Annotated in this window: 32 protein-coding genes and 1 riboswitch; of the genes, 5 read left to right on the top strand and 27 right to left on the bottom strand. The window is 41.2% G+C overall.

Annotated features, from left to right (window positions below; genetic code table 11):
* Positions 1-88 precede the first annotated feature (88 nt).
* Positions 89-355: a DUF3055 domain-containing protein gene (locus EKC99_RS07005; protein WP_009362246.1), complete on the top strand. Its 267-nt coding sequence runs from the start codon at positions 89-91 to the stop codon at positions 353-355.
* 37 nt (positions 356-392) lie between these two features.
* Positions 393-665: a hypothetical protein gene (locus tag EKC99_RS07000; RefSeq protein WP_009362247.1), complete on the top strand. Its 273-nt coding sequence runs from the start codon at positions 393-395 to the stop codon at positions 663-665.
* 22 nt (positions 666-687) lie between these two features.
* Here the strand turns inward: EKC99_RS07000 and EKC99_RS06995 are convergent, their stop codons facing one another.
* The gene (locus tag EKC99_RS06995; protein ID WP_003398297.1) at positions 688-963 is read right to left on the bottom strand and encodes a YutD family protein; all 276 of its coding nucleotides are present in this window, start codon (positions 961-963) and stop codon (positions 688-690) included.
* A 111-nt stretch (positions 964-1,074) separates the two neighbouring features.
* On the opposite strand from EKC99_RS06995, the gene EKC99_RS06990 reads away from it, so the two are divergent.
* The gene (locus EKC99_RS06990) at positions 1,075-1,710 is read left to right on the top strand and encodes a YhcN/YlaJ family sporulation lipoprotein (RefSeq protein ID WP_163151206.1); all 636 of its coding nucleotides are present in this window, start codon (positions 1,075-1,077) and stop codon (positions 1,708-1,710) included.
* A 49-nt stretch (positions 1,711-1,759) separates the two neighbouring features.
* On the opposite strand, the gene lipA is transcribed toward EKC99_RS06990, so the two are convergent.
* Entirely contained in the window at positions 1,760-2,674 is a 915-nt protein-coding gene (gene lipA, locus EKC99_RS06985) for a lipoyl synthase (protein ID WP_327850487.1), read from the bottom strand.
* Positions 2,675-2,799: 125 nt separating this feature from the next.
* On the opposite strand from lipA, the gene EKC99_RS06980 reads away from it, so the two are divergent.
* Positions 2,800-3,771 carry a M23 family metallopeptidase gene (locus EKC99_RS06980; protein ID WP_163151204.1) on the top strand — a complete coding sequence of 324 codons (972 nt, stop codon included), beginning with the start codon at positions 2,800-2,802 and terminating at the stop codon, positions 3,769-3,771.
* Between the two features lie 19 nt (positions 3,772-3,790).
* Here EKC99_RS06980 and EKC99_RS06975 read toward each other — a convergent pair whose 3' ends face one another.
* The 17 genes from EKC99_RS06975 to EKC99_RS06895 all read right to left on the bottom strand — a co-directional run bounded on the left by EKC99_RS06975 (position 3,791) and on the right by EKC99_RS06895 (position 19,201).
* Positions 3,791-3,895 carry a methionine/alanine import family NSS transporter small subunit gene (locus EKC99_RS06975; RefSeq protein ID WP_009362251.1) on the bottom strand — a complete coding sequence of 35 codons (105 nt, stop codon included), beginning with the start codon at positions 3,893-3,895 and terminating at the stop codon, positions 3,791-3,793.
* Positions 3,895-5,406, bottom strand: coding sequence for a sodium-dependent transporter (locus tag EKC99_RS06970; RefSeq protein WP_163151202.1), 1,512 nt, complete (start codon positions 5,404-5,406; stop codon positions 3,895-3,897). Before EKC99_RS06970 ends, EKC99_RS06975 begins: the two co-directional genes overlap by 1 nt.
* A 187-nt stretch (positions 5,407-5,593) precedes the next feature.
* The gene (gene yunB, locus EKC99_RS06965; RefSeq protein WP_019417417.1) at positions 5,594-6,340 is read right to left on the bottom strand and encodes a sporulation protein YunB; all 747 of its coding nucleotides are present in this window, start codon (positions 6,338-6,340) and stop codon (positions 5,594-5,596) included.
* Positions 6,341-6,391: 51 nt separating this feature from the next.
* Positions 6,392-6,694, bottom strand: a complete 303-nt coding sequence (locus EKC99_RS06960; RefSeq protein WP_009362254.1) for a YunC family protein — start codon at positions 6,692-6,694, stop codon at positions 6,392-6,394.
* 53 nt (positions 6,695-6,747) lie between these two features.
* Positions 6,748-8,136, bottom strand: a complete 1,389-nt coding sequence (locus tag EKC99_RS06955; protein ID WP_163151200.1) for a bifunctional metallophosphatase/5'-nucleotidase — start codon at positions 8,134-8,136, stop codon at positions 6,748-6,750.
* A 23-nt stretch (positions 8,137-8,159) separates the two neighbouring features.
* Positions 8,160-8,978: a sulfite exporter TauE/SafE family protein gene (locus EKC99_RS06950; protein ID WP_163151198.1), complete on the bottom strand. Its 819-nt coding sequence runs from the start codon at positions 8,976-8,978 to the stop codon at positions 8,160-8,162.
* Positions 8,979-8,991: 13 nt separating this feature from the next.
* Positions 8,992-9,840 (bottom strand): DUF72 domain-containing protein, encoded by an 849-nt coding sequence (locus tag EKC99_RS06945; RefSeq protein WP_163151226.1) that lies wholly within the window; start codon positions 9,838-9,840, stop codon positions 8,992-8,994.
* Between the two features lie 78 nt (positions 9,841-9,918).
* Positions 9,919-11,316, bottom strand: a complete 1,398-nt coding sequence (gene sufB / locus EKC99_RS06940; protein WP_009362258.1) for a Fe-S cluster assembly protein SufB — start codon at positions 11,314-11,316, stop codon at positions 9,919-9,921.
* A gap of 17 nt (positions 11,317-11,333) precedes the next feature.
* Positions 11,334-11,780, bottom strand: coding sequence for a Fe-S cluster assembly sulfur transfer protein SufU (gene sufU / locus EKC99_RS06935; RefSeq protein WP_009362259.1), 447 nt, complete (start codon positions 11,778-11,780; stop codon positions 11,334-11,336).
* Positions 11,770-12,990: a cysteine desulfurase gene (locus EKC99_RS06930; RefSeq protein WP_163151196.1), complete on the bottom strand. Its 1,221-nt coding sequence runs from the start codon at positions 12,988-12,990 to the stop codon at positions 11,770-11,772. Before EKC99_RS06930 ends, sufU begins: the two co-directional genes overlap by 11 nt.
* Positions 12,990-14,294 (bottom strand): Fe-S cluster assembly protein SufD, encoded by a 1,305-nt coding sequence (sufD, locus tag EKC99_RS06925; RefSeq protein WP_163151194.1) that lies wholly within the window; start codon positions 14,292-14,294, stop codon positions 12,990-12,992. The genes EKC99_RS06930 and sufD overlap by 1 nt, the downstream gene beginning before the upstream one ends.
* Positions 14,295-14,309: 15 nt before the next feature.
* Positions 14,310-15,089 carry a Fe-S cluster assembly ATPase SufC gene (sufC, locus tag EKC99_RS06920; RefSeq protein ID WP_021093659.1) on the bottom strand — a complete coding sequence of 260 codons (780 nt, stop codon included), beginning with the start codon at positions 15,087-15,089 and terminating at the stop codon, positions 14,310-14,312.
* A gap of 182 nt (positions 15,090-15,271) precedes the next feature.
* Complete coding sequence (locus tag EKC99_RS06915) at positions 15,272-15,616, bottom strand: carboxymuconolactone decarboxylase family protein (protein ID WP_021093660.1); 345 nt, start codon at positions 15,614-15,616, stop codon at positions 15,272-15,274.
* A 71-nt stretch (positions 15,617-15,687) separates the two neighbouring features.
* Positions 15,688-16,512, bottom strand: a complete 825-nt coding sequence (locus tag EKC99_RS06910; protein WP_021093661.1) for a MetQ/NlpA family ABC transporter substrate-binding protein — start codon at positions 16,510-16,512, stop codon at positions 15,688-15,690.
* Between the two features lie 17 nt (positions 16,513-16,529).
* A complete protein-coding gene (locus EKC99_RS06905) occupies positions 16,530-17,198 on the bottom strand; it encodes a methionine ABC transporter permease (protein WP_009362265.1) in 669 nt (222 codons plus the stop codon).
* Positions 17,188-18,216, bottom strand: coding sequence for a methionine ABC transporter ATP-binding protein (locus EKC99_RS06900; RefSeq protein ID WP_021093662.1), 1,029 nt, complete (start codon positions 18,214-18,216; stop codon positions 17,188-17,190). Before EKC99_RS06900 ends, EKC99_RS06905 begins: the two co-directional genes overlap by 11 nt.
* 74 nt (positions 18,217-18,290) lie before the next feature.
* Positions 18,291-18,396, bottom strand: a riboswitch (SAM riboswitch).
* Positions 18,397-18,727: 331 nt separating this feature from the next.
* Positions 18,728-19,201, bottom strand: a complete 474-nt coding sequence (locus EKC99_RS06895; RefSeq protein WP_055441468.1) for a hypothetical protein — start codon at positions 19,199-19,201, stop codon at positions 18,728-18,730.
* Positions 19,202-19,586: 385 nt separating this feature from the next.
* On the opposite strand from EKC99_RS06895, the gene EKC99_RS06890 reads away from it, so the two are divergent.
* Positions 19,587-20,186 (top strand): response regulator transcription factor, encoded by a 600-nt coding sequence (locus EKC99_RS06890; protein WP_055441469.1) that lies wholly within the window; start codon positions 19,587-19,589, stop codon positions 20,184-20,186.
* Between the two features lie 39 nt (positions 20,187-20,225).
* Here EKC99_RS06890 and EKC99_RS06885 read toward each other — a convergent pair whose 3' ends face one another.
* The 8 genes from EKC99_RS06885 to EKC99_RS06850 all read right to left on the bottom strand — a co-directional run bounded on the left by EKC99_RS06885 (position 20,226) and on the right by EKC99_RS06850 (position 25,671).
* Positions 20,226-21,518, bottom strand: a complete 1,293-nt coding sequence (locus EKC99_RS06885; protein ID WP_075039414.1) for an O-acetylhomoserine aminocarboxypropyltransferase/cysteine synthase family protein — start codon at positions 21,516-21,518, stop codon at positions 20,226-20,228.
* A 64-nt stretch (positions 21,519-21,582) separates the two neighbouring features.
* Positions 21,583-21,882, bottom strand: coding sequence for a hypothetical protein (locus EKC99_RS06880; protein ID WP_021093664.1), 300 nt, complete (start codon positions 21,880-21,882; stop codon positions 21,583-21,585).
* A 129-nt stretch (positions 21,883-22,011) separates the two neighbouring features.
* Complete coding sequence (locus tag EKC99_RS06875) at positions 22,012-22,281, bottom strand: thioredoxin family protein (protein ID WP_035062821.1); 270 nt, start codon at positions 22,279-22,281, stop codon at positions 22,012-22,014.
* Positions 22,282-22,289: 8 nt separating this feature from the next.
* Complete coding sequence (locus EKC99_RS06870; protein WP_021093666.1) at positions 22,290-22,637, bottom strand: ribonuclease M5; 348 nt, start codon at positions 22,635-22,637, stop codon at positions 22,290-22,292.
* A 97-nt stretch (positions 22,638-22,734) separates the two neighbouring features.
* Positions 22,735-22,974: a YusG family protein gene (locus tag EKC99_RS06865; protein ID WP_021093667.1), complete on the bottom strand. Its 240-nt coding sequence runs from the start codon at positions 22,972-22,974 to the stop codon at positions 22,735-22,737.
* 42 nt (positions 22,975-23,016) lie between these two features.
* On the bottom strand, positions 23,017-23,400 hold the full coding sequence (gene gcvH / locus EKC99_RS06860) for a glycine cleavage system protein GcvH (RefSeq protein ID WP_021093668.1): 384 nt from the start codon (positions 23,398-23,400) through the stop codon (positions 23,017-23,019).
* 57 nt (positions 23,401-23,457) lie between these two features.
* Positions 23,458-23,817, bottom strand: coding sequence for an arsenate reductase family protein (locus EKC99_RS06855; RefSeq protein WP_021093669.1), 360 nt, complete (start codon positions 23,815-23,817; stop codon positions 23,458-23,460).
* A gap of 72 nt (positions 23,818-23,889) precedes the next feature.
* Positions 23,890-25,671 (bottom strand): acyl-CoA dehydrogenase family protein, encoded by a 1,782-nt coding sequence (locus EKC99_RS06850; RefSeq protein WP_021093670.1) that lies wholly within the window; start codon positions 25,669-25,671, stop codon positions 23,890-23,892.
* Between the last annotated feature and the right edge of the window lie 4 nt (positions 25,672-25,675).

Raw genomic sequence — 25,675 nt, 5'->3', positions numbered from 1 at the left:
TTATTGTATCATAGCGCTTTCTTTTACACAGCTAACAGAAATTTGTTAAGATGAAGAAGCAACGACACACGAGATGGAGGGATGCCATATGGAACGTTTCTTTTTATATGACGATACGGTCGATACGAAAACACGATTTGTTAGCTTCGTTGGAAAAAATGAACGATTTGATTTAGCAATCGTCCAAACAGACCGTTTTTATGGGAAAGCGCTTGTCCTTGATTTACAAAGCAATCGATATGCGATTATCGGTTCAGATGACTTGCAACAGCCTGGGTATATTGAACACATATATAACTTAAATGAAGAAGAGGCAAACGAGTTGCGAAGCTTTTTACATGAAATCGTCGGTTAAGTGGTACGCTATGTAAAAAACGAAAGGAAGAATTCACATGACCGATGAAACATATCACGATTTTTCAACTGTGGAAGCGATGAAAAACTTCCTCGTACCAGAAACGTTGCCCGAAGGTCCATACGGTTCCCCACGGGGCGAACATGAACCTGTTCAAAATAAAAGTACCCCATGGCGAAAAGGGCAACGATATTACAGCGCGTTTAATTACGAGTATAAGTCGCTTCATCAAAACATTCCGCGCCAAGATCCAGGCGCACATCCCGTTCACGATGATCCGAACGAAAATAACGAGCAACCGTACTCATAAAAAATAGGTCAGGACGCCTGACCTATTTTTTCACTTTACGTAACACAAAATAAGCGCAACCGAAATTGCAATATTCAAACAAATATTCGGATAATGTACTTATTTTCGTATCATATGTCGCTTTTTGGTTATGGTCATCAAAAAAGCCACGCAAACGAAGCTGGTTATATCCCCAATCGCCAACAATGTAATCATATTTATTTAAAATATCCGTATAGCGCGCACGAAACGCTTCTTCGTTAAATCCGTTGCGTACATTTTCTACAAGCTCGTAACATGTATTATGAATGCAAATCATATATCTCACCTCTTCTTTCCATTTCTATCATAAAACATGTCTTTCTCCCAAGCAATCACCATTATAACGCTTTGAATAAAACGAACAATAAAAAAGAAGGGGGGAGTTGTTTTGCGGAATACATGGTTACTGACAGGAATTAGTACAATCGCTTTCTTATCTGGATGCGCTGGAATAAACGACGAATCCACATCTTTGTATGAGAAAAGCGGAACAACGATCAACGTTCGTTCAAGAAACGATTTATATAACGAACATGGTGTTCGAAACGGAATGGATTCGAGATTAACAAATTTCGGTTACGTGAGACATCAAAAAAGCCCAATTCCGGGCGATACAACACAGTATGCGACAATGCCTGTATTAAACAGAGAAAATGTTGCCGATTTAATTAGTAAACTGTGCACCCAACTTCCGAACGTTTATGACGTTGGGACGCTCGTCACAGACGATACCGTGTTTGTCGTTTACAAGACAGACAGTACAAATCGGTTTGAAACAGCCGATCAAGTGAAAAAAACAGCTATTTCTGTCGTTCCACGTTATTATCACGTATACGTTTCAGACAATCCGCGCATGTTTCAAGATATTGAACGATTCGGCCGTTTAGATGCAAATAGTCAAAATATCGATCAAGTTTTACAACAAACGATTAAAGAAATGCTCAAGTCGCCACAAGGTAGAAAAGTGAGCAGCGGAGAAAATGAAAACGGTGTGCAACGCGAAGAAATGAACATGATGCAATAACGAAAAAGGATGTCCCACATACATGAAAGGGACATCCTTAATTATATGTTTACTCATTCGCTTTTGCCGATTGTACTTGCTCATCAGCATGATAAGAAGAGCGGACGAGCGGGCCAGACTCACAATGACTAAATCCTTTCGCTAACGCAATTTCTTTTAACTCCATGAACTCATGCGGATGGTAATATTTCTCTACCTTTAAATGTTTTTTTGTCGGTTGCAAATATTGCCCGATCGTCAAAATATTCACCCCGACTGCCCGTAAATCGTCCATCGCTTCTAAAATTTCTTCTTTTGTTTCACCAAGCCCGACCATTAAGCTTGATTTTGTAGGAATATCCGGTTGCATTTCTTTCGCACGGCGCAAAAATTCAAGTGAGCGTTCATACGTTGCGCGCGCACGAACGCGCGGAGTGAGGCGACGAACTGTTTCAATATTATGATTTAAAATATCAGGACGAGCGTCCATTAGCGTTTTTAAGTTTTCATATACACCACCCATATCAGACGGCAATACTTCAATCGTCGTCAACGGATTTTTCCGTCGAATAGCACGTACCGTTTCAGCAAATACAGCTGCACCGCCATCTTTTAAATCATCGCGCGCAACAGCAGTCACAACAACATGTTTTAAATTCATTAAACGAACGGATTCAGCAACACGCTCTGGTTCTTGCCAATCTAGCTCCGTTGGCAATCCTGTTTTCACAGCGCAAAAGCGGCAAGCGCGCGTACATACATCGCCTAAAATCATAAACGTCGCTGTGCGACGAACGGCCCAACATTCATGAATATTTGGACAACGCGCTTCTTCGCACACCGTATGCAATTGTTTTTCGCGCATCATTTTTTTCAAGCCTGTATAATGTTCATTCGTATTTAACTTTATTTTTAACCACTCTGGTTTGCGAAGGTGCTGTTCTTTTGTTGACATCATTTTCACGCTCCACTCGTTAATGTACATTACCCATTATACGAGTTATTGCCTTACAATACAAAACAGTTTGTTTTTCCAACATTTTTTATTTATGAAAACAGTCGATTACCTCAAACTAATGATATGAACATCGGAGAAAGGAGAAAGAATGCGTGAAAACATTATGGTGCATAATCGTTTTTCTTCTCATTCCGTTCCAATCATTCGCTGCTGCACCAAATGATTTGTATGATCAACGAATGGAACTTTATAAAAAAGCAGAAGCCATTTCGCTCATTCCGTGGTACTACTTCGCAGCTGTTGATCAATATGAACGGAGCATTCGCCAAGCGCGCCGCGATTTACCAAAACCAACTGGAATTATCGGTATTTACATCCCCCCTGAACGATGGGCTGGGCCACTCAATCAAAATAAAGAAGATCAAAATCCATTTACAATTAGCCAATTTGGTGGAATGGGGATAGATGGGAATGGAGACGGTATCGCTGATCGAACAAACGATGAAGATGTATTATTTGCGTTTGCTCGCTTTTTACGATCATACGGCACAGACCATACACATATTAAAATGGCGCTGTGGGACTATTATGAGCGAAGCAAAACCGTCGATATCATTTTAGGAAAAGTAAAGCTATATAAACATTTTGGGACGCTACAACTCGATCAATATGCCTTTCCAATTCCAAGACGATTTGAATATAGTTATCGCAGTACGTGGGGAGATGCACGCGGATGGGGCGGACGACGGATTCATGAAGGAACAGACATTTTTGCACATTACGGTACCCCTGTTCGCTCAACATGTTACGGTATCGTTGAATTAAAAGGATGGAATAAATACGGAGGCTGGCGCATCGGCATTCGCGATATAAACAATACGTATCATTATTTTGCGCACTTAAATGGATTCGCTAACGGCTTAGAGGAAGGAACGATTGTAGAGCCCGGCATGTTGATCGGTTCAGTCGGAAGTTCTGGTTACGGACCACCTGGCACATCAGGTAAATTTCCGCCGCATCTTCACTACGGCATGTATAAAGATAACGGCTATACGGAATGGTCGTTTGACCCATATCCTTACTTAAAACAGTGGGAACGACAAGAACGCATGAAAAAAAGATGAGGCATTTGCCCCATCTTTTTTATGATTGCCGACTTTTCTTTACTGCATGAGCGACGCTCGCAGCAAAACCTCCCCAAATAATTACCATACCGACAAGCATCATAATAAGTGCACTTGTTTCCATTAGCTTGAAACCTCCTTGTCTGTCGGAACGGAAAGCACTCCATCTTTCCAACGTTTTACTGAAAGAACAAAACCGAGAACGATGACAAGCGCCGCAACAGTCCATCCGTATTTAACGACGAATAACGTATCGTATCCACCATAATTTTCTTTCACATTTGTTTTAATGCTATCAAACATCATGTATCCTAATACAATTGGTGTGACAACAGAGAGCGAAATTTTCCACCATGCGCCTACCATAATATCTGATACGCTATTTGCATGTGTTTGAAGGGCATTTAGTTCTTTTAACACCCATGCAATGACAACTACTTCCACTAATCCAACAAGCGCAACGCCAAAGTTGTTAATGAAATAGTCAACGACATCTAAGAAATATAATCCGCCGTTCGAAGCGAATATTAATGCGATGAGCGCAGCTACTCCACCACCGCCGAGAACAGCTTTCGTTCGAGATATACCAAACTTTTCTTGAATCGCTGAAACATATGTTTCTGAAATCGAAATAAGCGATGTCAGTCCTGCTAATGTTAATGAAAGGAAAAATAATACTCCGAAAAACTCATTGAATGCAGGGAACTGGTTAATAATTTGTGGGAAGACGACGAACGCCAATCCAACGCCACCTTTCACAACTTCGCTTACTTCTACGCCTTGTTGTTGCGCTAAAAAGCCAAGGACGCTAAATACGCCGATACCAGCTAATAACTCGAATCCTGAGTTTGCAAAACCGGTAATAAATGCGTTATTCGTAATATCAGATTTTTTTGGTAAATAACTTGAATAAGTAATCATAATAGCGAACGCAATCGATAAGCTAAAGAAAATTTGGCTATATGCAGCAAGCCATACTTTTCCGTTCATAATTTGATCCCAATTTGGTTTGAAAAATGCATTTAATCCTTCGATCGCTCCGTCTAACGTCACAGCGCGAATGACGATAATAAAGAAAAGAACGATAAGCGTTGGTAAGAAAATTTTATTTGCGACTTCAATTCCTTTTCGAACACCTTTATACAAAACGGCTAAGTTAATGATCCAAACGAGAAGAAGTGGAATGAAAACAGCTGGAACTAAACTTCCGAACGTACCCGGTGTTTCTGCTAATTTCAAATATTCACCGAATAAAAAGTCCCCTGTATTTTCTCCCCATTTCGATGTAAATGCAAAATACGTATAAGACATCGCCCATGCAATAACGACGGAATAATACGTTGAGATAACGAATGAAATAAGGACTTGCCACCAACCAATCCATTCTGTTCCTTTGCTTAGACGGGCGAACGTTAACGGTGCTGAACCGCGATACTTATGTCCAAGCGCAAATTCCAATATAAGAATTGGAATACCTGCTGTTAATAATGCGAATAAATACGGGAGAAAAAATGCCCCTCCACCATTTTCATATGCAACAGCCGGAAACCTCCAAATGTTTCCCAATCCAATTGCCGAGCCAGCAGCTGCTAAAATAAAGCCAGCGCGTGTGCCCCATTGTTGACGACTCTCCATAATAAAATACCCTCCTCAGTCAGTTTTTCATTTTTTCATATCATTACGTAATAAAAAGATGAACACCTCCTCGTTCGATTATTTTAATTTTTCAGACTTTTTTGTTTCATTTTAGTTTTAAGTATATCAACGGACAAGCCTTTTGTCAAAATAATATTTTAAAAAATAAAATTTTCAGAATTTTTTATTATTCAACTGGAATTTCAATTGACGTATTTCCTTCCCCACCTTGATTATAAAATTGTGGAACTTCCCCTTGAATAATTTGAATCGCTACAGGAATGTCGTTTTGAATCGTTGCCGTTTTTGTTGCAAATGGAATAATAATTTGCACGTTGACTTCGATATGAATTGCTATTTCTATTAAAGCATTATTTATGCCAAACGGACGTATATTTTTATTTACATCCGAATGAACATCCCCAATAACGTAAAAACGAACCGGGATGCGCGGTCCTAAATTTCCTAACAATACGTTATTCGTTGCTTGTCCGAGCGGGATATAATAGACGATTCCTTGTTCTTTTTCTGTTTCAATTTGAACATCTGGAAACTCAAGCGCGGATAGTTTTCCTTCTGATGCCGCTTTTAAATTTCGTTGAACACGATTTGTCGTTTTAGCTAATACTCGATTCACAACGGTAGCATTAAAATCGATCGCAGAAATTTTCCCATGCTCATCTTTTTCAATTTTGATAAAATTTTCAACGCGAAAGTCGTCCTCAGCAATTTGTTGATTAATCGCATTATTGATCACTAAATTCGCTAAGCGGCGCGTTTCTTTCTCTGCGATCGCCATCAGCGTTGGTTCGATTCCTCTATTAATAAACCAAAGGCTCGCAACAGTCGAAATGATAAAAAAAACGAAAGTAATTAAAAAAATATAGCGGATGGGTAGCGGTTTTCTTCTTTTACGTAGTTGTTGATACAACAAAAATCCCCCCTCTCACGCTATATGTATGCGATCAAGCAGGGGATTATTATTTTATTTCATCAGGAGCAAGGCGTCTTTCCCTTTCATGCCACGTGAAATACCTAATTGTTCAGCAGCAAATGTAACAGACTCAAGCGGTGCCTCTAACAGTTGATCAATTGTCCGCACTCCTACCGCTCTTCCAGCTACAATGCCACGGTCGCGCAATTTTTCGTTTAACAAAGCCACATCTAACGCCCCACACATAATATATCCTTTATCATTAGCAACAGCTAACAACGTCGTTTTAGGCAACTGAACAGAAATGGCCGTAAACGGCTCTCCGTCAATCCATAACGGCTTTAATTCGATCATATATTCACGCTCCTTTCTTTTATTCAATGTATGAATAAAAGATCGAAGGGTGCCTATTGATACATGTTTTTTAGCTTCCACGCAAGCACATCCCGCAACATTTCAGGCATGTAATATTTCTTTTTCGCACGATATATTTCTGGATACAAGTGTCCGAACGTAAACATATCAATTGTTGCGACCGCATACGTTTTTTGCTCATCAATTGGCTGATGATGAATCAAAATGCGACGCACATGTGCTTGACCGTCCGACATGGTCTCTTTCTCAATTGTGACGCCATTGTACACCATCTGTCCCATCACTTCACCACGAAATCCAAATCCTCTCACCCGCAACTGTTTCATTTGTTCCGTTTCCGCTTGCAAAATGACCTCTTTTAATTCGCTTCCACGTAAATATACTTTGCACGGATTAATTGGGTGCGGACAAATGCGATGAATATCCCCTTTCGTCACAACGCCTTTTGGCAATGATGCAAGCAAAACACCCGCATTGACCATCGCTATATCACCTTCACACCATTCGTTCAACGCTTGCGCAAGAAGCGACGCAAATGGGGAAGGGGAAAACCAGTCCATATGTAACGGTTCGGGCAAATGCACAATCGGTTGTGCCAATGCATTTGTTGCTTGCTCAATCATATGATTTAATGTTTGTTTCGTTTCCGCACATTCATGTTCTAATGCATCGGTATGTTGGACATATGCGCATGACTCAACTTTTCGGCTATTTTTATCAATTGACAATGTTAAACATCCGACATATTGCGCAAACTTCCCTGCTCCACAAAGCAACGTTTCATTCACGCGCTTGCCATGTTCAAATACGTGATGTGTATGGCCACCTAAAATTGCAGTCAATTGTGGAAACATATGAGCCATTTTTTCATCATCACTTATCCCTAAATGAGACAATAAAACAATGGCATCTACTTTTTCCGAAAGTTGTTCAATGAGCTTAGCAACCGTATCAAACGGATCGGCAACACGCCATCCAAGCAATTCATAAAACGTCTGAAACGGAACGGTCACCCCAATAAACGCAACGCGAACATGTCCAAACGTCATCATAACATATGGCTTCATCCAATGCGGGCGCTCTCCGTTTTCATAAAATACGTTCGCCACGATGACCGAAAACGTCGCGTGCGTATACAACGTATCGAGCTGTTCATGACTAAGTGTTATTCCTTCGTTATTCCCGATCGTAACCGCATCGTATGCGGCATCGTTTAAAAGAATGACGTTTCCCTTTCCAGAGGATGCTTCCGTGATCGGATGAAATCGATCGATAAAATCACCAATATCAAGTAAAACCATATGCTCGCGATTTTGTTGATGCTTTTTTCTTACTGTTTTTAAATAATGAACAACTTTTGGCCATCGCTCAAAATGGCTATGCACATCGTTTGTATGATAAATATGTATTGTCTCCCTCAACGCTTGCAACACACCTTTCTTTTTTACAATCCAAGTCCTTGCATGATTAAACGAACACCAAGTAAAATAAGTACCATTCTTAATAACGTCACGACCGTTTTTCCTTTTAATCGTCGATTAAGCCACGCCCCACATTTCGCCCCAATCCATACGCCAGGAATAAGCGAAAGAGCAAACGTCCAAGCGACATTCCCCATAAAGACGTGCGTCATTGAACTAACAATAGATGATAAAAAGACGATAAACATCGATGTCGCAACGGCAACGTGAGGAGGAAATAAAAATAATAGCATCATCGCAGGCACCATAAGCGACCCGCCACCGATACCAAAAAATCCACCAACAAACCCGACAACAAACGCAATGAGCGTAGCGCTAAACGGATGATACCCATACGTCACTTCCTCCCCTTCATTCGTGACATATGTACGCACAACAGGAAACGTTCGTTTTTTAGATGGGGAGAAACGTGATTGAAACATAAGCAAAAACGAAACGGCAATGAGAAACAATCCAAAATAAAGCGAAAAATGGTGCATATGTACATGTTGATTCACCCATGCGCCAAGCATCGCCCCTGGTCCACTGCCGATGAAAAAAAACAAACCGCTTTTATAGTCAACCATTTTATGCTTCATATACGTTAAAGTTGATGATAATCCGTTAAAAATAATGACAACAAGCGATGTTCCGACAGCTGCTTGCGGTGAAATGGTCGGCAATATGTGCGCAGCACTAAAAAAAAGAAGCGCGGGAACGATAATGACCCCTCCCCCTAAACCGACAAGGCTACCAATCGTTCCTGCTAAAAGACCGATGATTAAAAGAAATATATATTCCATTTTTGATCCCCCATTATGAAAACAAATCTAATTGTCGCGGTGCCAAATTTGTATACTCAATGCCTAACAACTGCAACAACTGTTTTGCATTATGAGCAGCATCTCCGCCTGAGTTGTTGTTAAATAGTACGTAAATGTGTTTACATTTTGTTTGTAACATACGAATATGTTGTGCCCACTCTTGTAGCTCTTGCTCGTTGTAGCGGTATAAATAACGGACGGCACGCCAATTTTCATCATCTCTTTTATTCCAGCCTGCGACATTGCGTCCGTGTAGACGAATAAGTGTTTTATTTGGATCTGTTGGATGAAGAACGGTCGGTACCGATCCTTCCCCCGCTTGCGGTTCATCGCAAATGCTATGTATCCACCGCTCTTCCTCCATAAAACGCAACGTCTTCTCGTAAAACGGAGGGGAAAACCACGATTGATGACGAAATTCAAGCGCTACAGGAATATCTTTCATTCGCTCCCGACACCAACGCAAATAGTGAACATGCTCTTTTTTACAATCGAACCACGGCGGAAATTGAAACAATACCATGGCGAGCTTATTTCCTTGTTGAAACGGCTCAATCGATTGAAGAAATGCAGTAAACATCTCGTCTTTGTTTGCATATGGAATGTCGCCCCGTTGATGCCCCGTCATTCCTTGATACGCCTTCACGATAAATTGGAATGACGCAGGCGTTTCCGTCAACCATTTTTCAACGTTTTGACGCGGTTGAATGGCATAAAAATACGCATCAACTTCAACGGTTGGAAAGTGAGCCGCATATGCTTGTAACTTATCTTTTGGCGCAAGCCGAGACGGATATAAACTGTCATGGTCGCCCCATCCCGTTAATCCGACATAAATCATATTCATCACCTACATTCATCTTACCACAACATACAAAAAAAGCCGATGATCTGCATGGCGCAGATCATCAGCTATTTATTATCCAATGCTACCTTCCATTTCGAATTTAATGAGACGGTTCATTTCAACCGCGTATTCCATCGGCAATTCTCTTGTAAACGGCTCGATAAAGCCCATCACGATCATTTCTGTCGCTTCTTGTTCGGAAATGCCGCGGCTCATTAAATAAAATAGTTGTTCTTCCGATACTTTCGATACTTTTGCTTCATGTTCAAGCGAAATATTGTCGTTTAAAATTTCGTTATATGGAATCGTATCGGATGTCGATTGATTATCCATAATGAGCGTATCACACTCAATATTTGAACGGGAACCGTCCGCTTTTCGTCCGAAATGAACGATACCGCGATATGTGACTTTTCCACCTTGTTTTGAAATGGATTTGGATACGATCGTTGATGACGTGTTTGGTGCTAAATGAATCATTTTCGCACCAGCATCTTGATGTTGCCCTTTGCCAGCAATCGCGATCGAAAGGGTCAATCCACGTGCACCTTCTCCTTTTAAAACGACCGCTGGATATTTCATCGTTAATTTCGATCCAATGTTTCCGTCAATCCACTCCATCGTTGCGTTTTCTTCACAAACCGCGCGCTTTGTAACAAGGTTAAAGACGTTATTCGCCCAGTTTTGAATCGTTGTATAACGGCAATACGCGCCTTTTTTCACGATAATTTCAACGACCGCACTATGAAGCGAGTTTGTCGTATATACAGGCGCCGTACAGCCTTCGACGTAATGAACATGCGCTCCTTCATCGACAATAATTAACGTCCGTTCAAATTGTCCCATATTTTCAGAGTTAATACGGAAATACGCTTGCAACGGCGTATCAACTTTTACACCTTTTGGAACGTAAATGAATGAGCCACCCGACCAAACGGCTGAGTTTAGTGCCGCAAATTTATTATCTGTCGGCGGAACGACTTTTGCCCAATGCTCGCGGAACAAATCTTCATTTTCTTTTAACGCCGAGTCTGTATCTTTAAAAATGACCCCTAATTTCTCGAGATCTTCTTTCATGTTATGGTATACAACTTCCGATTCGTACTGCGCAGATACCCCTGCTAAATATTTTTGCTCTGCCTCTGGAATACCGAGTTTATCGAACGTTGCTTTAATTTCTTCTGGCACTTCATCCCATGAACGTCCAGATTTTTCTGATGGTTTAACGTAATACGTAATTTCATCGAAATCTAAACTCGATAAATCGCCACCCCATTGTGGCATCGGCATGCTGTAAAAAATATCTAACGCTTTTAAACGAAATTCAAGCATCCATTGTGGTTCATTTTTCATTCGCGAAATTTCTTCTACAATTTCGCGCGTTAATCCGCGCTCAGCGCGGAAAACAGATACGTCTTTATCGGCGAAACCGTACTTATATTCACCGATTTCTGGCATTTTTTTCGCCATTCCGTTCGCCTCCTTTTTTATGACTGTCCTTGTTGCCCGTGCAACCCTTTCTCCATCGCTTTCCAAGCTAACGTTGCACATTTAATGCGTGCAGGAAATTTCGATACGCCTTGAAGCGCTTCAATATCTCCTAAATCGATTGAATCGTCATAATCTTTCCCTTGCATCATGTCGGAAAAAATCGTTGATAACTTCAACGCTTCTTCAATCGTTTTCCCTTTAATCGCCTCTGTCATCATCGATGCAGATGACATCGAAATAGAACAACCTTCTCCTTCAAATTTCGCATCGACAATTTTTCCGTCTTCTACTTTTAACGTTAAATGAATACGGTCGCCACACGTCGGGTTGTTCATGTTTATATCGACGTGTTCCCCTTCTAATACCCCGCGATTTCGCGGGTTTTTATAATGATCCATAATCACTTGCCGATACAACGTATCTAAATGGCTATTAAAAGACATAGCTGAAATACTCCTTCGTTTTCTTTAATGCTGAAACGAGTGCGTCAATTTCTTCTTCTGTATTGTATAAATAAAAGCTTGCGCGTGCGGTTGCTGTCACATTTAGCCATTTCATAAGTGGCTGCGCACAATGATGACCAGCACGAACAGCAATGCCTTCCGCATCTAAAACCGTTGCTACATCATGCGGATGCACACCATCGATATTGAACGTCACAAGCCCTGCCCGCTCTTTCGGACCGTAAATCGTTAATCCTTCAATCGTCGCGAGCTGTTCAAGCGCATATTGCGCCAAACGATGTTCGTGCTCAGCGATATGATCTAAACCGACTTGCTCAAGAAAATCAATCGCAGCTCCTAAGCCGATTGCTCCAGCGATAATTGGTGTACCACCTTCGAATTTCCACGGAAGCTCTTTCCATGTTGACTCATACAACCCGACAAAATCAATCATTTCCCCACCGAACTCAACAGGTTCCATTTGCTCAAGCAAATGTTTTTTTCCATATAGTACCCCGATACCTGTCGGACCGCACATTTTATGGCCTGAAAACGCATAAAAGTCACAATCGATGTCTTGCACGTTTACTTTCATGTGCGGAGTGCTTTGCGCTCCATCAACAACAACAACCGCGCCGTTCTTATGAGCAATTTGGGCAATTTCTTTTACTGGGTTGATTGTACCGAGCACGTTGGATACGTGCATGACAGCTACAATTTTCGTATTCGGTGTCACCGTTTGTTCGACATCTTCTAATCGAATCGTACCATCTGGTTGTAGCGGGATATACTTTAACGTTGCCCCTGTTTGTTTCGCAACTTGCTGCCAAGGGATAATGTTGCTATGGTGTTCCATGTACGTAATAACGATTTCATCGCCTTCACGCACATGAGCTCGACCATAGCTTGCCGCCACTAAGTTAATCGCCGTTGTCGTCCCGCGTGTAAAAATAATTTCTTCCGTCGAGGCAGCACCGATGAAGCGGCGCACTTTGTCGCGCGCCCCTTCGTAGGCATCCGTCGCCTTTGTGCCAAGCGTATGCACACCGCGATGAACGTTCGAATTGTATTGGCGATAATAATTGTCAATCGCTTCAATAACCGACAACGGCTTTTGCGATGTTGCCGCGCTATCTAAATAAACGAGCGGTTTGCCATTGACTTGTTGATCTAAAATCGGGAATAGTTGACGAAGTTCTTTTACGTTCATCACTTAACTTTCCTTTCGATCACTTCAATTAATTGTTTTTTCACACGCTCAATTGGAATTTCATTCACAACAGGTGCTAAAAAGCCGTGAATAATTAATCGCTCTGCTTCCGTTTTCGGAATACCGCGGCTCATTAAGTAATATAATTGCGTTGGGTCCACGCGACCGACCGATGCCGCATGGCCTGCTGTCACGTCATCTTCGTCAATTAATAAAATCGGATTCGCATCTCCTCGTCCTTTTGGACTTAACATAAGCACACGCGATTCTTGTTCCGCATTCGATTTCGATGCCCCGTGTTCAATTTTTCCAATGCCGTTAAAAATCGATGTCGCTTCATCTTTGACAACGCCGTGTTTTAAAATGTAGCCTTCTGTATGTTTTCCGTAGTGAATGACGCTTGTCGTAAAGTTTTGCACTTGCTCACCACGGCTCACAACGACTGTCTTCGTGTCGCCGACTGATCCATCACCGATTAAGCGCGTAATGTTTTCTGAAATTGTATTTCCGTCATTCATTAAACCAAGCGCCCATTCGATGCGCGCATGACGCCCTGTCACACCGCGGCGGTTAACATAGACAGTCGTTCCCTTTGCCAAATTGTCTACCGCACCGAAAAATACTTGCGCATCATCTCGCGCAAACACTTCTGTAATGATGTTGACGATCGCTTCCGAACGTTCACATGTTGAAATGTAGTTTTCCACATACGTCACTTTACTGCCCACATCCGCAACAATAATGACGTGATTAAACAACGCTTCCGCTTTTTCATGCACGTACACCGCTTGCAACGGCACGTCAATTTGTACATGCTTCGGCACGTATACAAACACCCCGCTGTTTACAAGGGCAGCATGAAGCGCTGTCAAACGATGCTCATTTACTTTCACACCGTCCATAAAATATTTTTGCACAAGATCGCTATGCTCGCGAACAGCTGTCGCTAAATCAGTAAAAATGACGCCTTTTTCTTTCAACTCATCCGCAAGCGATACGTATGCACATGTATGGTCGCGTTGCACATATACGTTTTTTTGTTGTTCATCGATATCAATAAGCACTTTCACTTGCTCTGGCAACTCTTCTAAAGAAGAAAGCGGAGCGCTTTCAACGAGATGAGTAGAAAATTGTGTAAAGTTCCAACGATCGATTTTCGTTTTATCTGGCTTCGGTAAAGGAAGTTGTTCCGCTTGTGCAAGAGCTTGTAAGCGAACGTTTAAAAGCCAGTCCGGTTCTCCACGCCCTTCGGAAAAAGAGCGCACATACTGTTGGTCGAATGGTAGTTTCGTCTCAATCATCATAAATCCTCCTAACGCTTACGCTTCTTGCTCAACGACTTCATCTTCAATGCCTAGCTCTTTTTTAATCCAGTCATATCCTTCAGCTTCAAGACGTTGCGCCAATTCTGGACCGCCTGATTTCACGATGCGTCCTTGCATCATAACATGCACATAATCTGGTGTGATGTAGTTTAATAGGCGCTGATAGTGGGTAATAATTAAACAGCCAAATTCGCTGTTGCGCATCTCATTTACACCTTTTGCAACAACTTTTAATGCATCGATGTCAAGACCTGAGTCAATTTCGTCTAAAATTGCAATTTTCGGCTGCAACATCATTAATTGTAAAATTTCATTCCGCTTTTTTTCTCCACCTGAAAATCCTTCGTTTAAATAACGATGCGCCATATCTGGATTCATTTCTAAAAACGCCATTTTTTCATCTAATTGACGAATGAATTTCATTAATGAAATTTCATTTCCTTCTCCGCGACGTGCGTTAATGGCTGAACGAAGGAAGTCAGCGTTTGTCACACCACTAATTTCGCTCGGATATTGCATCGCTAAAAAAAGACCTGCGCGAGCACGTTCGTCTACTTCCATTTCTAATACGTCTTGCCCATCTAATGTAATGCTTCCTTTTGTCACTTCATATTTTGGATGGCCCATGATTGCGGCAGATAATGTCGACTTTCCCGTTCCGTTTGGTCCCATGATGGCATGAAACTCGCCACCTTTAATTTCAAGGTTGACCCCTCTTAAAATTTCTTTTCCATCAATTGCAACGTGAAGATCTTTAATCGTTAATGTTGCCATAAAAAAATACCTCCAGTTTCGCTTATGTTCATAAAAACGTAATTCTCATTTTATTCTCATTACAATTTTATAACAGATGAAAAGTATTAGCAACCTTATTGCAAGCATTTTGATACTTTTTTGTTTAGAAAGTTTGTTTACTTTATCACATATGTAAAAAAGGATAGGAGAGCCCTATCCTTTTAATGCGTGCGAGTAAATTCATCAATACATTGGCGAACGAGCGTGACTGCTTGGCTCATTGTCGTCCCGCCAGCTAACGCAGCAGCAACCGCACATGCTTCAAATATTTGTTCTTCTGTCGCTCCTTCATCGATGCATCCTTTCGTATGATAAATCGTACAATATTCATCTTGTTTAGCAACACTAATGCCTAATGCGATCAATTGCTTTTCTTTTTTCGACAACGCCCCTTGCGCAAAACACGCCTCTGTAAACGCATTAAACGTTTGCCCAACCTTCGGCATTTGTTGTGTAAACGTTCCTAGCCCTTGTTTATATTCGTGTAAAAATTGTTCCATCGACATAATCACTCCTCCTTCCTTTTTATCATGTGTCGTTTTCCGAAAAATATAAAAGGATGCCCGAATGGACATCCTTATTTTGTCGCTGGAATGACTGCACCGTTATACTTTTCTAAAATGAAGTCTTGAATGTCTTTTGATTGCAACACTTCAACGAGCGTTTGAATTTCTTTACGTGTTTCGTCACCTTTACGAACCGCAATAATGTTAACATATGGATTGTTTTCTGGTGACTCTACCGCAATTGGATCTTTCGCTGGGTCTAAGCCAGCATCTAACGCATAGTTAGCGTTAATTAATACCGCATCTCCCTCGTCATTTTTATATACTTGAGGAAGTAAACCGGCTTCGACATCTGCTTCAAACACTAAGTTTTTCGGATTTTCAACAATATCATCAACTGTCGCTTTCGTTTTATCAACACCATCTTTTAATTTAATTAAACCTTTTTCTTCAAGCATCGATAAAATGCGACCGTGGTCTGCAACAGAGTTGCTCATAATAATTTTTGCCCCGTTCGGTAGTTCTTCAAGGCTTTTATATTTTTTAGAGTATACGCCGATTGGTTCAATATGAATACCGCCAGCATTCACAAAATCATAACCATGTTCTTTCATTTGTGCTTCTAAGTAAGGAATGTGTTGGAAATAGTTTGCATCTAACTCTTTATCAGCTAACGCTTTATTCGGCAATACATAATCTTGGAACGTCACGATTTCTAATTCAATCCCTTTTTCTTTTAAAATCGGTTTTGCTTGTTCTAAAATTTCCGCATGTGGTACGTTTGATGCACCAACGACAAGTTTATTCGTTTTTTCTTCCGCACTTTCGCTTTTTCCGCAAGCAGCAAGCGCTAAAACAACAATTGCAGCAACAAGTAAAGAGATCCATTTTTTCATTTGTTTCTTCCTCCTTTTTATCGTTTATCTATTTTAGAAGTGACAAAGTCACCAATAAACTGAATAATAAAGACAATGACTAAAATGAGCACTGTTGCAACAAACGTAACATCGTTATTGTTGCGTTGGAACCCTTCTAAATACGCTAAATTTCCGAGCCCTCCAGCGCCAACAACTCCTGCCATCGCTGTATATCCGACGAGCGCAATCGCCGTCACTGTAATTCCAGATACAAGTGCTGGAAGCGCTTCTGGGAGGAGCACTTTCCAAATAATTGTCGATGTCGTCGCACCCATCGCTTTTGCTGCTTCAATGACACCTTTATCGATTTCACGAAGCGCAATTTCCACCATGCGCGCATAAAACGGTGCGGCACCGATAATGAGTGCTGGCAACGCAGCGTTTGCTCCAAGAATCGTGCCAACGACAAGTTTTGTAAACGGAATAAGCAAAATAATTAAAATAATAAACGGAATCGAGCGGAAAATGTTGACGAACGACGCAATGGCACCGTTAACGAGACGATTTTCCCATATGTTTCCCTTAGACGTTAAAAACAGCAATAAACCAAGTAAAATGCCAAGCACAAATGTTGCTATAACAGAGATAGCTGTCATATACAATGTTTCCATCGTCGCCGCCCATATTTTATCCCAAACGACGTTCGGGAATAGTTCATTCCACATTCGCCAACACCTCCGCTTCCACTTCTTGCTGGCGAATAAAAGCGAGCGCTCGCTCAACTTCTTCATTCGCACCGTCTAAATGAATGAACAACACTCCATATGAGCCATGATGCGTTTGTGAAATTTTGCCTTGTAAAATATTCACGTTTAAATCAAAATGGCGAATAAGTTGCGTGATGAGCGGTTGCTCAGCCGCTTCGCCGACGAATGTAAGTTGAACAACTTTGCCGTTTGGATATCGTTCAAGAAGATGCAACATCGCTTCTTTCGTTTCCTCCGGCTCCGTCACTTGTTGGACAAATCGTTTCGTAATCGGTTGCTGTGGCTTACGGAATACATGAAGCACTTCGCCCATTTCAACAATTTTTCCGTTTTCCATGACCGCTACGCGATCGCAAATTTTACGAATGACATGCATTTCGTGTGTAATTAACACGATCGTTAAATCGAGACGTTTATTAATATCGACGAGCAAATCTAAAATGGAGTCCGTCGTTTGTGGGTCAAGCGCTGACGTCGCTTCATCACATAGCAACACTTTCGGGTTGTTCGCTAACGCACGCGCAATGCCGACGCGCTGTTTTTGCCCTCCGCTCAATTGCGACGGGTATGCATTTTCTCTTCCTTGCAAGCCGACGAGTTGAATGAGCTCATCGACACGCTTCATCCGTTCCTCTTTCGGCACACCCGCAATTTCTAACGGGAAAGCAATATTTTCACACACCGTTCGCGACCAAAGTAAGTTGAAATGTTGGAAAATCATCCCGATTTGCTGACGAGCTTGTCGTAATTGTTTCCCACTAATTTTCCCCATATCTTTTCCATCGACAATGACTTCACCGCTTGTCGGCTTTTCTAGTCCATTTAACAATCGAATGAGCGAACTTTTTCCCGCTCCGCTATAACCGATGATGCCGAAAATTTCTCCTTCTGCAATATGCAAGTTTACATGATCGACCGCAGTCACATTTCCGCTTGCTGCTTTGTATACTTTCGTTACATTTGATAAAGTAATCACGTCGCTGTCACCTTCCTTCCATGAAAAAAGCCTTTCTGTTCAAGAGAACAGAAAGGCGTTATCGTCCATTCTGTCTCTTATCTCTCAAAGCAAACGCTTTGTGTGAATTGGCACCATTTCAGCAGCGCTGACGGTTGCCGGGTTTCATCGGGCACATCCCTCCACCTCTCTTGATAAGAGCGCTTTTAAACGCTTTATTCAGTTAACGTTTTAATGCATTCAAGGACATTTTTAAACTACGAAAGTGATTATATCATCGAAAGAAGGACGGTGTCAATAAAAATTTTTTCAACTATTTCCCGTCATGATTAAGTGAACTGAATATATATATCATTGAGGAATCGCTACTCCTAGGATGTCGGGCTACGAACAACCCTCTGCTTTTGTTATGTAAACAGTGTGAGAGGCTTACCCAAAACGCATTAGCGTTTTAGATCAGCCTCTTCAGTTCAAAAAATGAAGTTAAACTTTCCAATTGTAGGCATACATAGTTACATGACAAACGGATCCTTTAATTACATTCTTCTTTTGTAATTTTAATCGTTACGTACACTTTATGAAAGGAGTCATAGTAGTCAGCTTGTGCAACACTAGAGGTATACCATTTATCAACTAATTTTAAGTAAGAATCAGTGTTTTCTAAAGAATAAATCCCCGTAATAGTAGAAGTCTTAGTCGTTAGATTTCGATCGTACGTAACTGTCATCGTCACTGTACCATACATACTCTGAACCGTTTTTGTTTCTTTATTTCCTCGGACAATCGTATCAAGTGGAGCAATTTTTGATTTTGAATTGCTTAATTTTGCTATTGAACTCCCTACTGCAGGAGTAACTGTAATTGTTACATTCCCCTCTTTATATACTCGTTTCGGGAGCGTACTAGCTTCAGTAGTAATTAACGACCCAAAAAAACCATCTAATAACAGAGTAGCAGTTAGTGCTAGGGTAGCAACTAAAATAAGCCTTCTAAATTGCCTTTTCATTATTTTCTCTCCTCACATAGTCCAATTGTAATGCTAGTTCTCCGCTACTTGTCCATAATGAGATAGACTTGTACATTAGCGCCAGTTAAACATCGGTATCATGAATATAAGCAGGAATTTTTATTTAGCTGATTACTCACCATAGGTACAACATATTGTATAAAAATCGGACGTTCTTTATCTCAACTTATACATTGCTCATACTCCTCCGCTTCTTCTCCCAAAAATAGCTGATCAGCTATTTTCATTTTACCAAAAATAGAAAAGAAAAAAATCCGTATTTTCCGCCAATTTTTTGACGAAAATCCGCCAATTTCTTCAAAATAAATGACAAAGTTTATTAAATGAAGTAGAATCTAGTAAAAAATAATGGAGGGGAAATCGCATGACTATTCGTACATTGCTTATTGATTCTGATCCTATCTATTTGCTTGGGTTGGAAAAATTATTGGAAAACGAAAGTAACATAACAGTTATCGGTTCTGTTTCTTGTCTTGATTCACTAGATACTCTCATACATATACATGTACCAGACGTCATTGTAATAAATGTACACATGCACATAGCAAAAGCATGGGACTGGGTAAAAAATGTGAAGGAGACACATCCCACGATAAATATCATTATGCTATGCAACTATCCACCGCTCGCCTTATCTGCGTACGAAGCAGGTGTATCCGGCGTATTGTCAAAAGAAAAAGTTTCCACTCATTTAGCACATGTGATCCGATACAGCAACGAAGGAGAAAAACTTTTTTTAGCGGATAATGAAACTGCGTATTTAACAAAGCACGGTTTAACAAACATGGAAATCGATATATTACAAATGTTAGCGGATGATCAAACGAGTACACAAATTAGCGAACAGCTAATGATAAGCAAACGAACAGTAGAACGTCACCTTTCTTGTATTTTCGAAAAACTAAAGGTTTCGTCACGAACTGGAGCGGTTGCGGAAGCGCTACGGTTACAACTCATAAAATGAAAGGTGCTAGTCGAAATATATAACTAGCACCTTTCATACCTACACTTGCGAATATACAGAACGAATACCTGTCGCCGCTTCAATTGCCTGCTCTAAGTCTTCAATTAAATCGTCCACGTTTTCGATTCCGACTGATAAACGAATCATATCTTCCGTCACACCAGACGCTTGTAAATCTTCTCCGCTTAGTTGCTGATGCGTCGTGCTTGCTGGATGGATGATTAAACTTTTTGCATCGCCGACGTTGGCGACATGCGACCAAAGTTTAACGTTGTTAATTAATGTCGCCCCCGCTTCACGACCGCCTTGAATGCCAAAGACGACGACTGCACCTGCCCCTTTGGGCATATATTTTTTCGCTAACTCTTTTGCTGGGTGATTGTCATGCTCAGGATATAACACCCAATTGACTGCTGGATGGTTGTCTAAATACTCAACAATTTTTCTCGTGTTGGCAATATGTTCTTTCATGCGTACGTGTAACGTTTCAAGCCCTAAATTAAACTGAAATGCGTTGAACGGGCTCATCGCTGGTCCTAAATCGCGCAATAGTTGCACGCGTGCTTTCACGATATACGCTGCTGCACCAATGTGTGCGTATACGAGATTATGGTAGCTTGGATCTGGTGTCGTAAACGATGGAAACTTCGGCGAATTCCAATCAAAATTTCCACCGTCGACAATGATGCCTCCTAGCGTCGTCCCGTTGCCAAGCAACCATTTCGTCGCAGAATGAACGACAATGTCTGCTCCATGTTCAATCGGACGGCAAAGATACGGCGTCGCAAACGTATTATCGATAATGAGCGGGACACCTGCTTCGTGGGCAATGTTTGCAACCGCCTCAATATCTAACACATGCAAACTCGGATTGCCGATCGTTTCCGCAAAAATAGCTTTCGTTTTCGGTGTAATTGCAGCGCGGAAATTTTCTGGGTTAGCTGGATCGACAAAATGAGTTGTAATGCCGTATTTCGGTAACGTATTTGCAAACAAATTGTACGTCCCTCCATACAGCGTGGAAGCAGACACAATATCATCTCCTGCTTGAGCGACGTTTAAAATGGCCATCGTAATCGCCGCCATGCCGCTCGCCACTGCTAAAGCCCCTACACCACCTTCAAGCTTTGCTACTCGCTCTTCAAATACGGTCACCGTCGGATTATGAATGCGCGTGTAAATGTATCCTGCTTCTTTTAATGCAAATAAGTTTGCCGCATGCTCTGTGCTATCAAACAAATACGCATTTGACTGATAAATCGGTACCGCACGCGCTTTCGTTATCGGATCGGTTTGTAGTCCCCCGTGTACAGCAATCGTTTCAAATTTCATCATTTCTCCCCCTGAACGAATAATTGTTGAATATTTTGAATTTTAACACGATAAAAACTGCTCGTCAATGAACAAGATCGTACGGTTTAGCAAGAAAGAAAACTGACTCTAATAATAAAATGTGGCGAAACGATGCTGTGACGGACAATTCGTTTAAGCGAAGTTGTTGCTGAAGTTTTAACGATCCTTGTAGTAGTGACATAATGGCCTGTGCGGAACCACGAATCGATATGACCCGATCCTCGTTCGCTTTTTCAACGCGTTGAATTCCTTCTTTTGATATGCTTAATAAAATTTGCCCGCTTTCCCATTGCAATTGAATATATAAACCGTCATTTGGTAAAATTGGTGTTAACATATTCATACAACCGCCCCCGTCCCATGTATTGTCGTATTCATTGTTTCCATACGAAGACGGTGAGTTCCTTCTATAACTGCTCGACAAATGTCTTCCTTCCTCGTCAATTTCCCAAGAAATATGTCGAAAGCTGGCTTATTCAGCCAGCTTTCGCAACGTTTCATATACATGTGGAACGGAATGAAAGGCGTATATTTTTTTCACGAGTTTACCACGTTTAAAAATAAGTAAGCATGGAACGCTTTCAATATGCCATTCGATCGCTTTGTCAGGCACATAATTTAAGTCTTGACGCTCAAACGTGACAGTTGGCAATAACTGTTCAAGCACATCAACCATACGGCTTGCCACTTGGCATGTGCCACATAATGGCGTGTACATATAAACGACCTTCACAATCATCACACAACTTTCTACAAATATTGTGCGTGTACATCGATATTTGCGCTTAATAATACGACCGCAATATGATGTTTCGGAGCAGCTGCAACTTCACGATACATTTTATCAATATATAAATGCTCAGCTTCCGGAAACTCACGGCGAAGTTGGCGACGCAATTTTTCTCCCGCCTCATCAGAGTCAACTAAAATGTACACATCTTTATCATACAAAGCTTCGATTAATTCATCAAGTTTGGCGGTACCGAGCGTTCCGTTTGTGCATATAATTTCTACTGGCTCACTAATAATGCTCTCGATCTTTCTTTTATCTGACCGCCCCTCGACAATAATCACTTTTTCCACTTCAATGATCGCCATCGTCATCACCTTGCACATTCATTTATGTATATTATATTCGTTGTCGTTCACTTTTTCTCCTTTTATGAAATCGAAAAGGACAGCGATGCCACTGTCCTTAACACCAACCACCTTCTGTGTCGCAATCCACATATTTCGCATCTGGATGTTCAGTAACTGTCACCGTTTTCAAAATGCGCCCTTGTTGTTCTACATATCCGCTTTTCAGCTTGAATTCGTTCGTTTCCTGAGCAAACTCTCCAACACATTCGTTGTCATAAAACAGCTGAAAACTTCCATGCTTATTTAATTTCCCAACAACATCGTTTGTAATATCAATTGTTTTTTGTTTCAACAAAAAAGACACCCCTGTGTTGTAGGGTGCCCTGCGATTTGTTTTTTAGTCTTGATTAATCATTTGTTCGTATTGTTCAGCAGTTAGTAGGTTGTCTACTTCGCTCATATCGCTTGGCTCGATGACGATCATCCACGCTTTATCATACGGTGATTCATTCACGTACTCTGGATTATCGTTTAACTCTTCATTCACAGCTATCACTTTGCCACTGATCGGTGCATATAGTTCAGATACTGTTTTTACTGATTCAACACTACCAAATGGCTCGTTTGCTGTAAGTTGTGCGCCGACTTCTGGCAACTCAACAAATACGATATCGCCGAGTTCCGATTGGGCAAAATCTGTAATACCAATGCGAACCGTATCCCCCTCGACACGCACCCATTCATGTTCTTGTGAATAACGCAGCTCTTTTGGAATGCTCATCGTTGTCCCTCCAACACATTGTTTTCCTTTTCATCATACACGATTTTCGACACGATTTCACGACAATTTAAACATTTCATGATATTTTTGTTCGTCAAATCCGACAATGACTTGCTCTCCATTTGTGATGATTGGACGCTTAATTAACATGCCGTCCGATGACAACAATTGTAACATTTCTTCTTCTGTCATCGTCTTTAATTTGTCTTTTAATCCAAGTTCACGATACTTCATGCCACTCGTATTAAAAAATTTTTTCAAATCAAGCCCACTTTTTTCATATAACGTCCGCAACTGCTCTTTTGACGGGGGCTGTTCTACAATATGTACAGCTTGTACGGAAATGTTGTTGTCATCTAGCCATTTTTTCGCCTTGCGACATGTGCCGCATTTTGGATACCAATAAAATGTCGTCATTTTCTCACCTCATCATCCTTATGTACAATAACAAAGCGAAAGTACCAGACGATGTGTCTGGTACTTCCATTATTACACAACATATCGCTCTGCTTCAATTAACGTTGCTGCCGCCTCACGTTTTTTCGCAATGACGTTGATTGGCGTATGGCGCGTTAATTTCCGCAACGCCGATAGCATCATGCGCAACATGTCCCCATGTTCCACAGCAACGATCGTTTCTTTCGCATGCGCTTCAATTTCGTTAAACGCCTCTTGGCAGAAAATTTGTGTATACAATACTTTTTGTTTATTTTTCTCAACCCCAGATTGCGCAATTGCTTTTTCCGTACGCAATAGTGCTGACTCCATCGCATACACGTTGCTGACAATATCTGCAATATTTACAAGCACTTCTTGTTCTTTTTCAAGTTTCGGACCGAATTTTTGAGCCGCTAATCCTGCGATCATTAAAGCAATTTTTTTCGCGTTGCGAACAAGATATTTTTCTTGTTCAAGCACGCCATCGCCTACTTCTTCAGGCATAAGCATCATTAACTCTTCTTGCAGTTGTTGTGCTTTTTGTAAAAGTGGCAATTCACCTTTCATCGCCTTACGCAAATACATACCTGGCACAAGGAGGCGGTTAATTTCGTTCGTTCCTTCGAAAATACGATTAATGCGCGAATCGCGATACATGCGCTCAATTTCGTATTCTTGCATGAAACCATAGCCACCGTGAATTTGTACGCCTTCATCTACGATGTGATCGAGCATTTCTGTCGCAAACACTTTATTTAACGAACATTCAATCGCATATTCGGCGATCGCTTTTGCCGTTTCTTTTCCATCTTTTGCTTGTTCATCTGTTAATTGTCCCATGCGCGCTTCAAATAAACCGACTGTGCGATAAACGGAACTTTCAGCTGCATACAATTTCGATGCCATTGTTGCTAATTTTTCTTGTGTTAACGAAAACTTCGAAATTGGCGTTTTAAACTGTTGACGTTGATTTGCATATTGAATCGTCACTTCAAGCGCACGTTTTGCTCCACCGACAGCACCAACACCGAGTTTATAACGACCGATATTCAAAATGTTAAACGCAATGACGTGACCTTTTCCAATTTCGCCAAGTACATTTTCTTTCGGAACGAGGGCATCTTGTAAAATTAATGTGCGCGTCGATGAGCTTTTAATGCCCATTTTCTTCTCTTCTGCGCCTGTCGATACGCCTGGGAATTCGCGCTCAACGATAAATGCTGTAAAGTGTTCACCGTCTACTTTTGCGTACACAACAAACACATCAGCAAATCCAGCGTTTGTAATCCATTGCTTTTCTCCATTTAAAATGTAATGCGTACCTTCCGCATTGAGTTTTGCTGTCGTTTTTGCACCGAGCGCATCCGAACCAGAACCTGGCTCAGTTAACGCATAAGCAGCAATTTTTTCGCCTGTCGCAAGCGCTGGTAAATATTTTTGTTTTTGCTCTTCTGTTCCGAACAAGACGATTGGAAGCGAACCGATTCCGACGTGCGCACCGTGCGAAATAGAGAAACCTCCAGCGCGCGCCATTTTTTCAGCAATTAATGCGGAGCTAATTTTATCTAAGCTCAAGCCGCCGTATTCTTCTGGCACATCTGCGCCGAGCAATCCAAGTTCGCCTGCTTGTTTTAAAAGAGCAACTGAGCGATCAAATTCATGATTTTCTAAATGCTCAAGTTGTGGCAACACTTCATTAACGACAAATTCTTCTGTCGTTTTCGCAATCATTTTTTGTTCATCTGTAAAATCTTCTGGTGTAAACACTTGATTTGGCGATATATCTTCAATTAAAAAGCTACCACCTTGCGCAATTTGTAATGCTTTTTCCATTGTT

Origin of the sequence: Anoxybacillus sp. MB8, assembly GCF_011006755.1 — a bacterium.
Taxonomy (GTDB): domain Bacteria; phylum Bacillota; class Bacilli; order Bacillales; family Anoxybacillaceae; genus Anoxybacillus; species Anoxybacillus gonensis.
The sequence above is the reverse complement of the archived record's forward strand: the minus strand, read 5'-3'. Positions and strand labels throughout refer to the sequence as shown.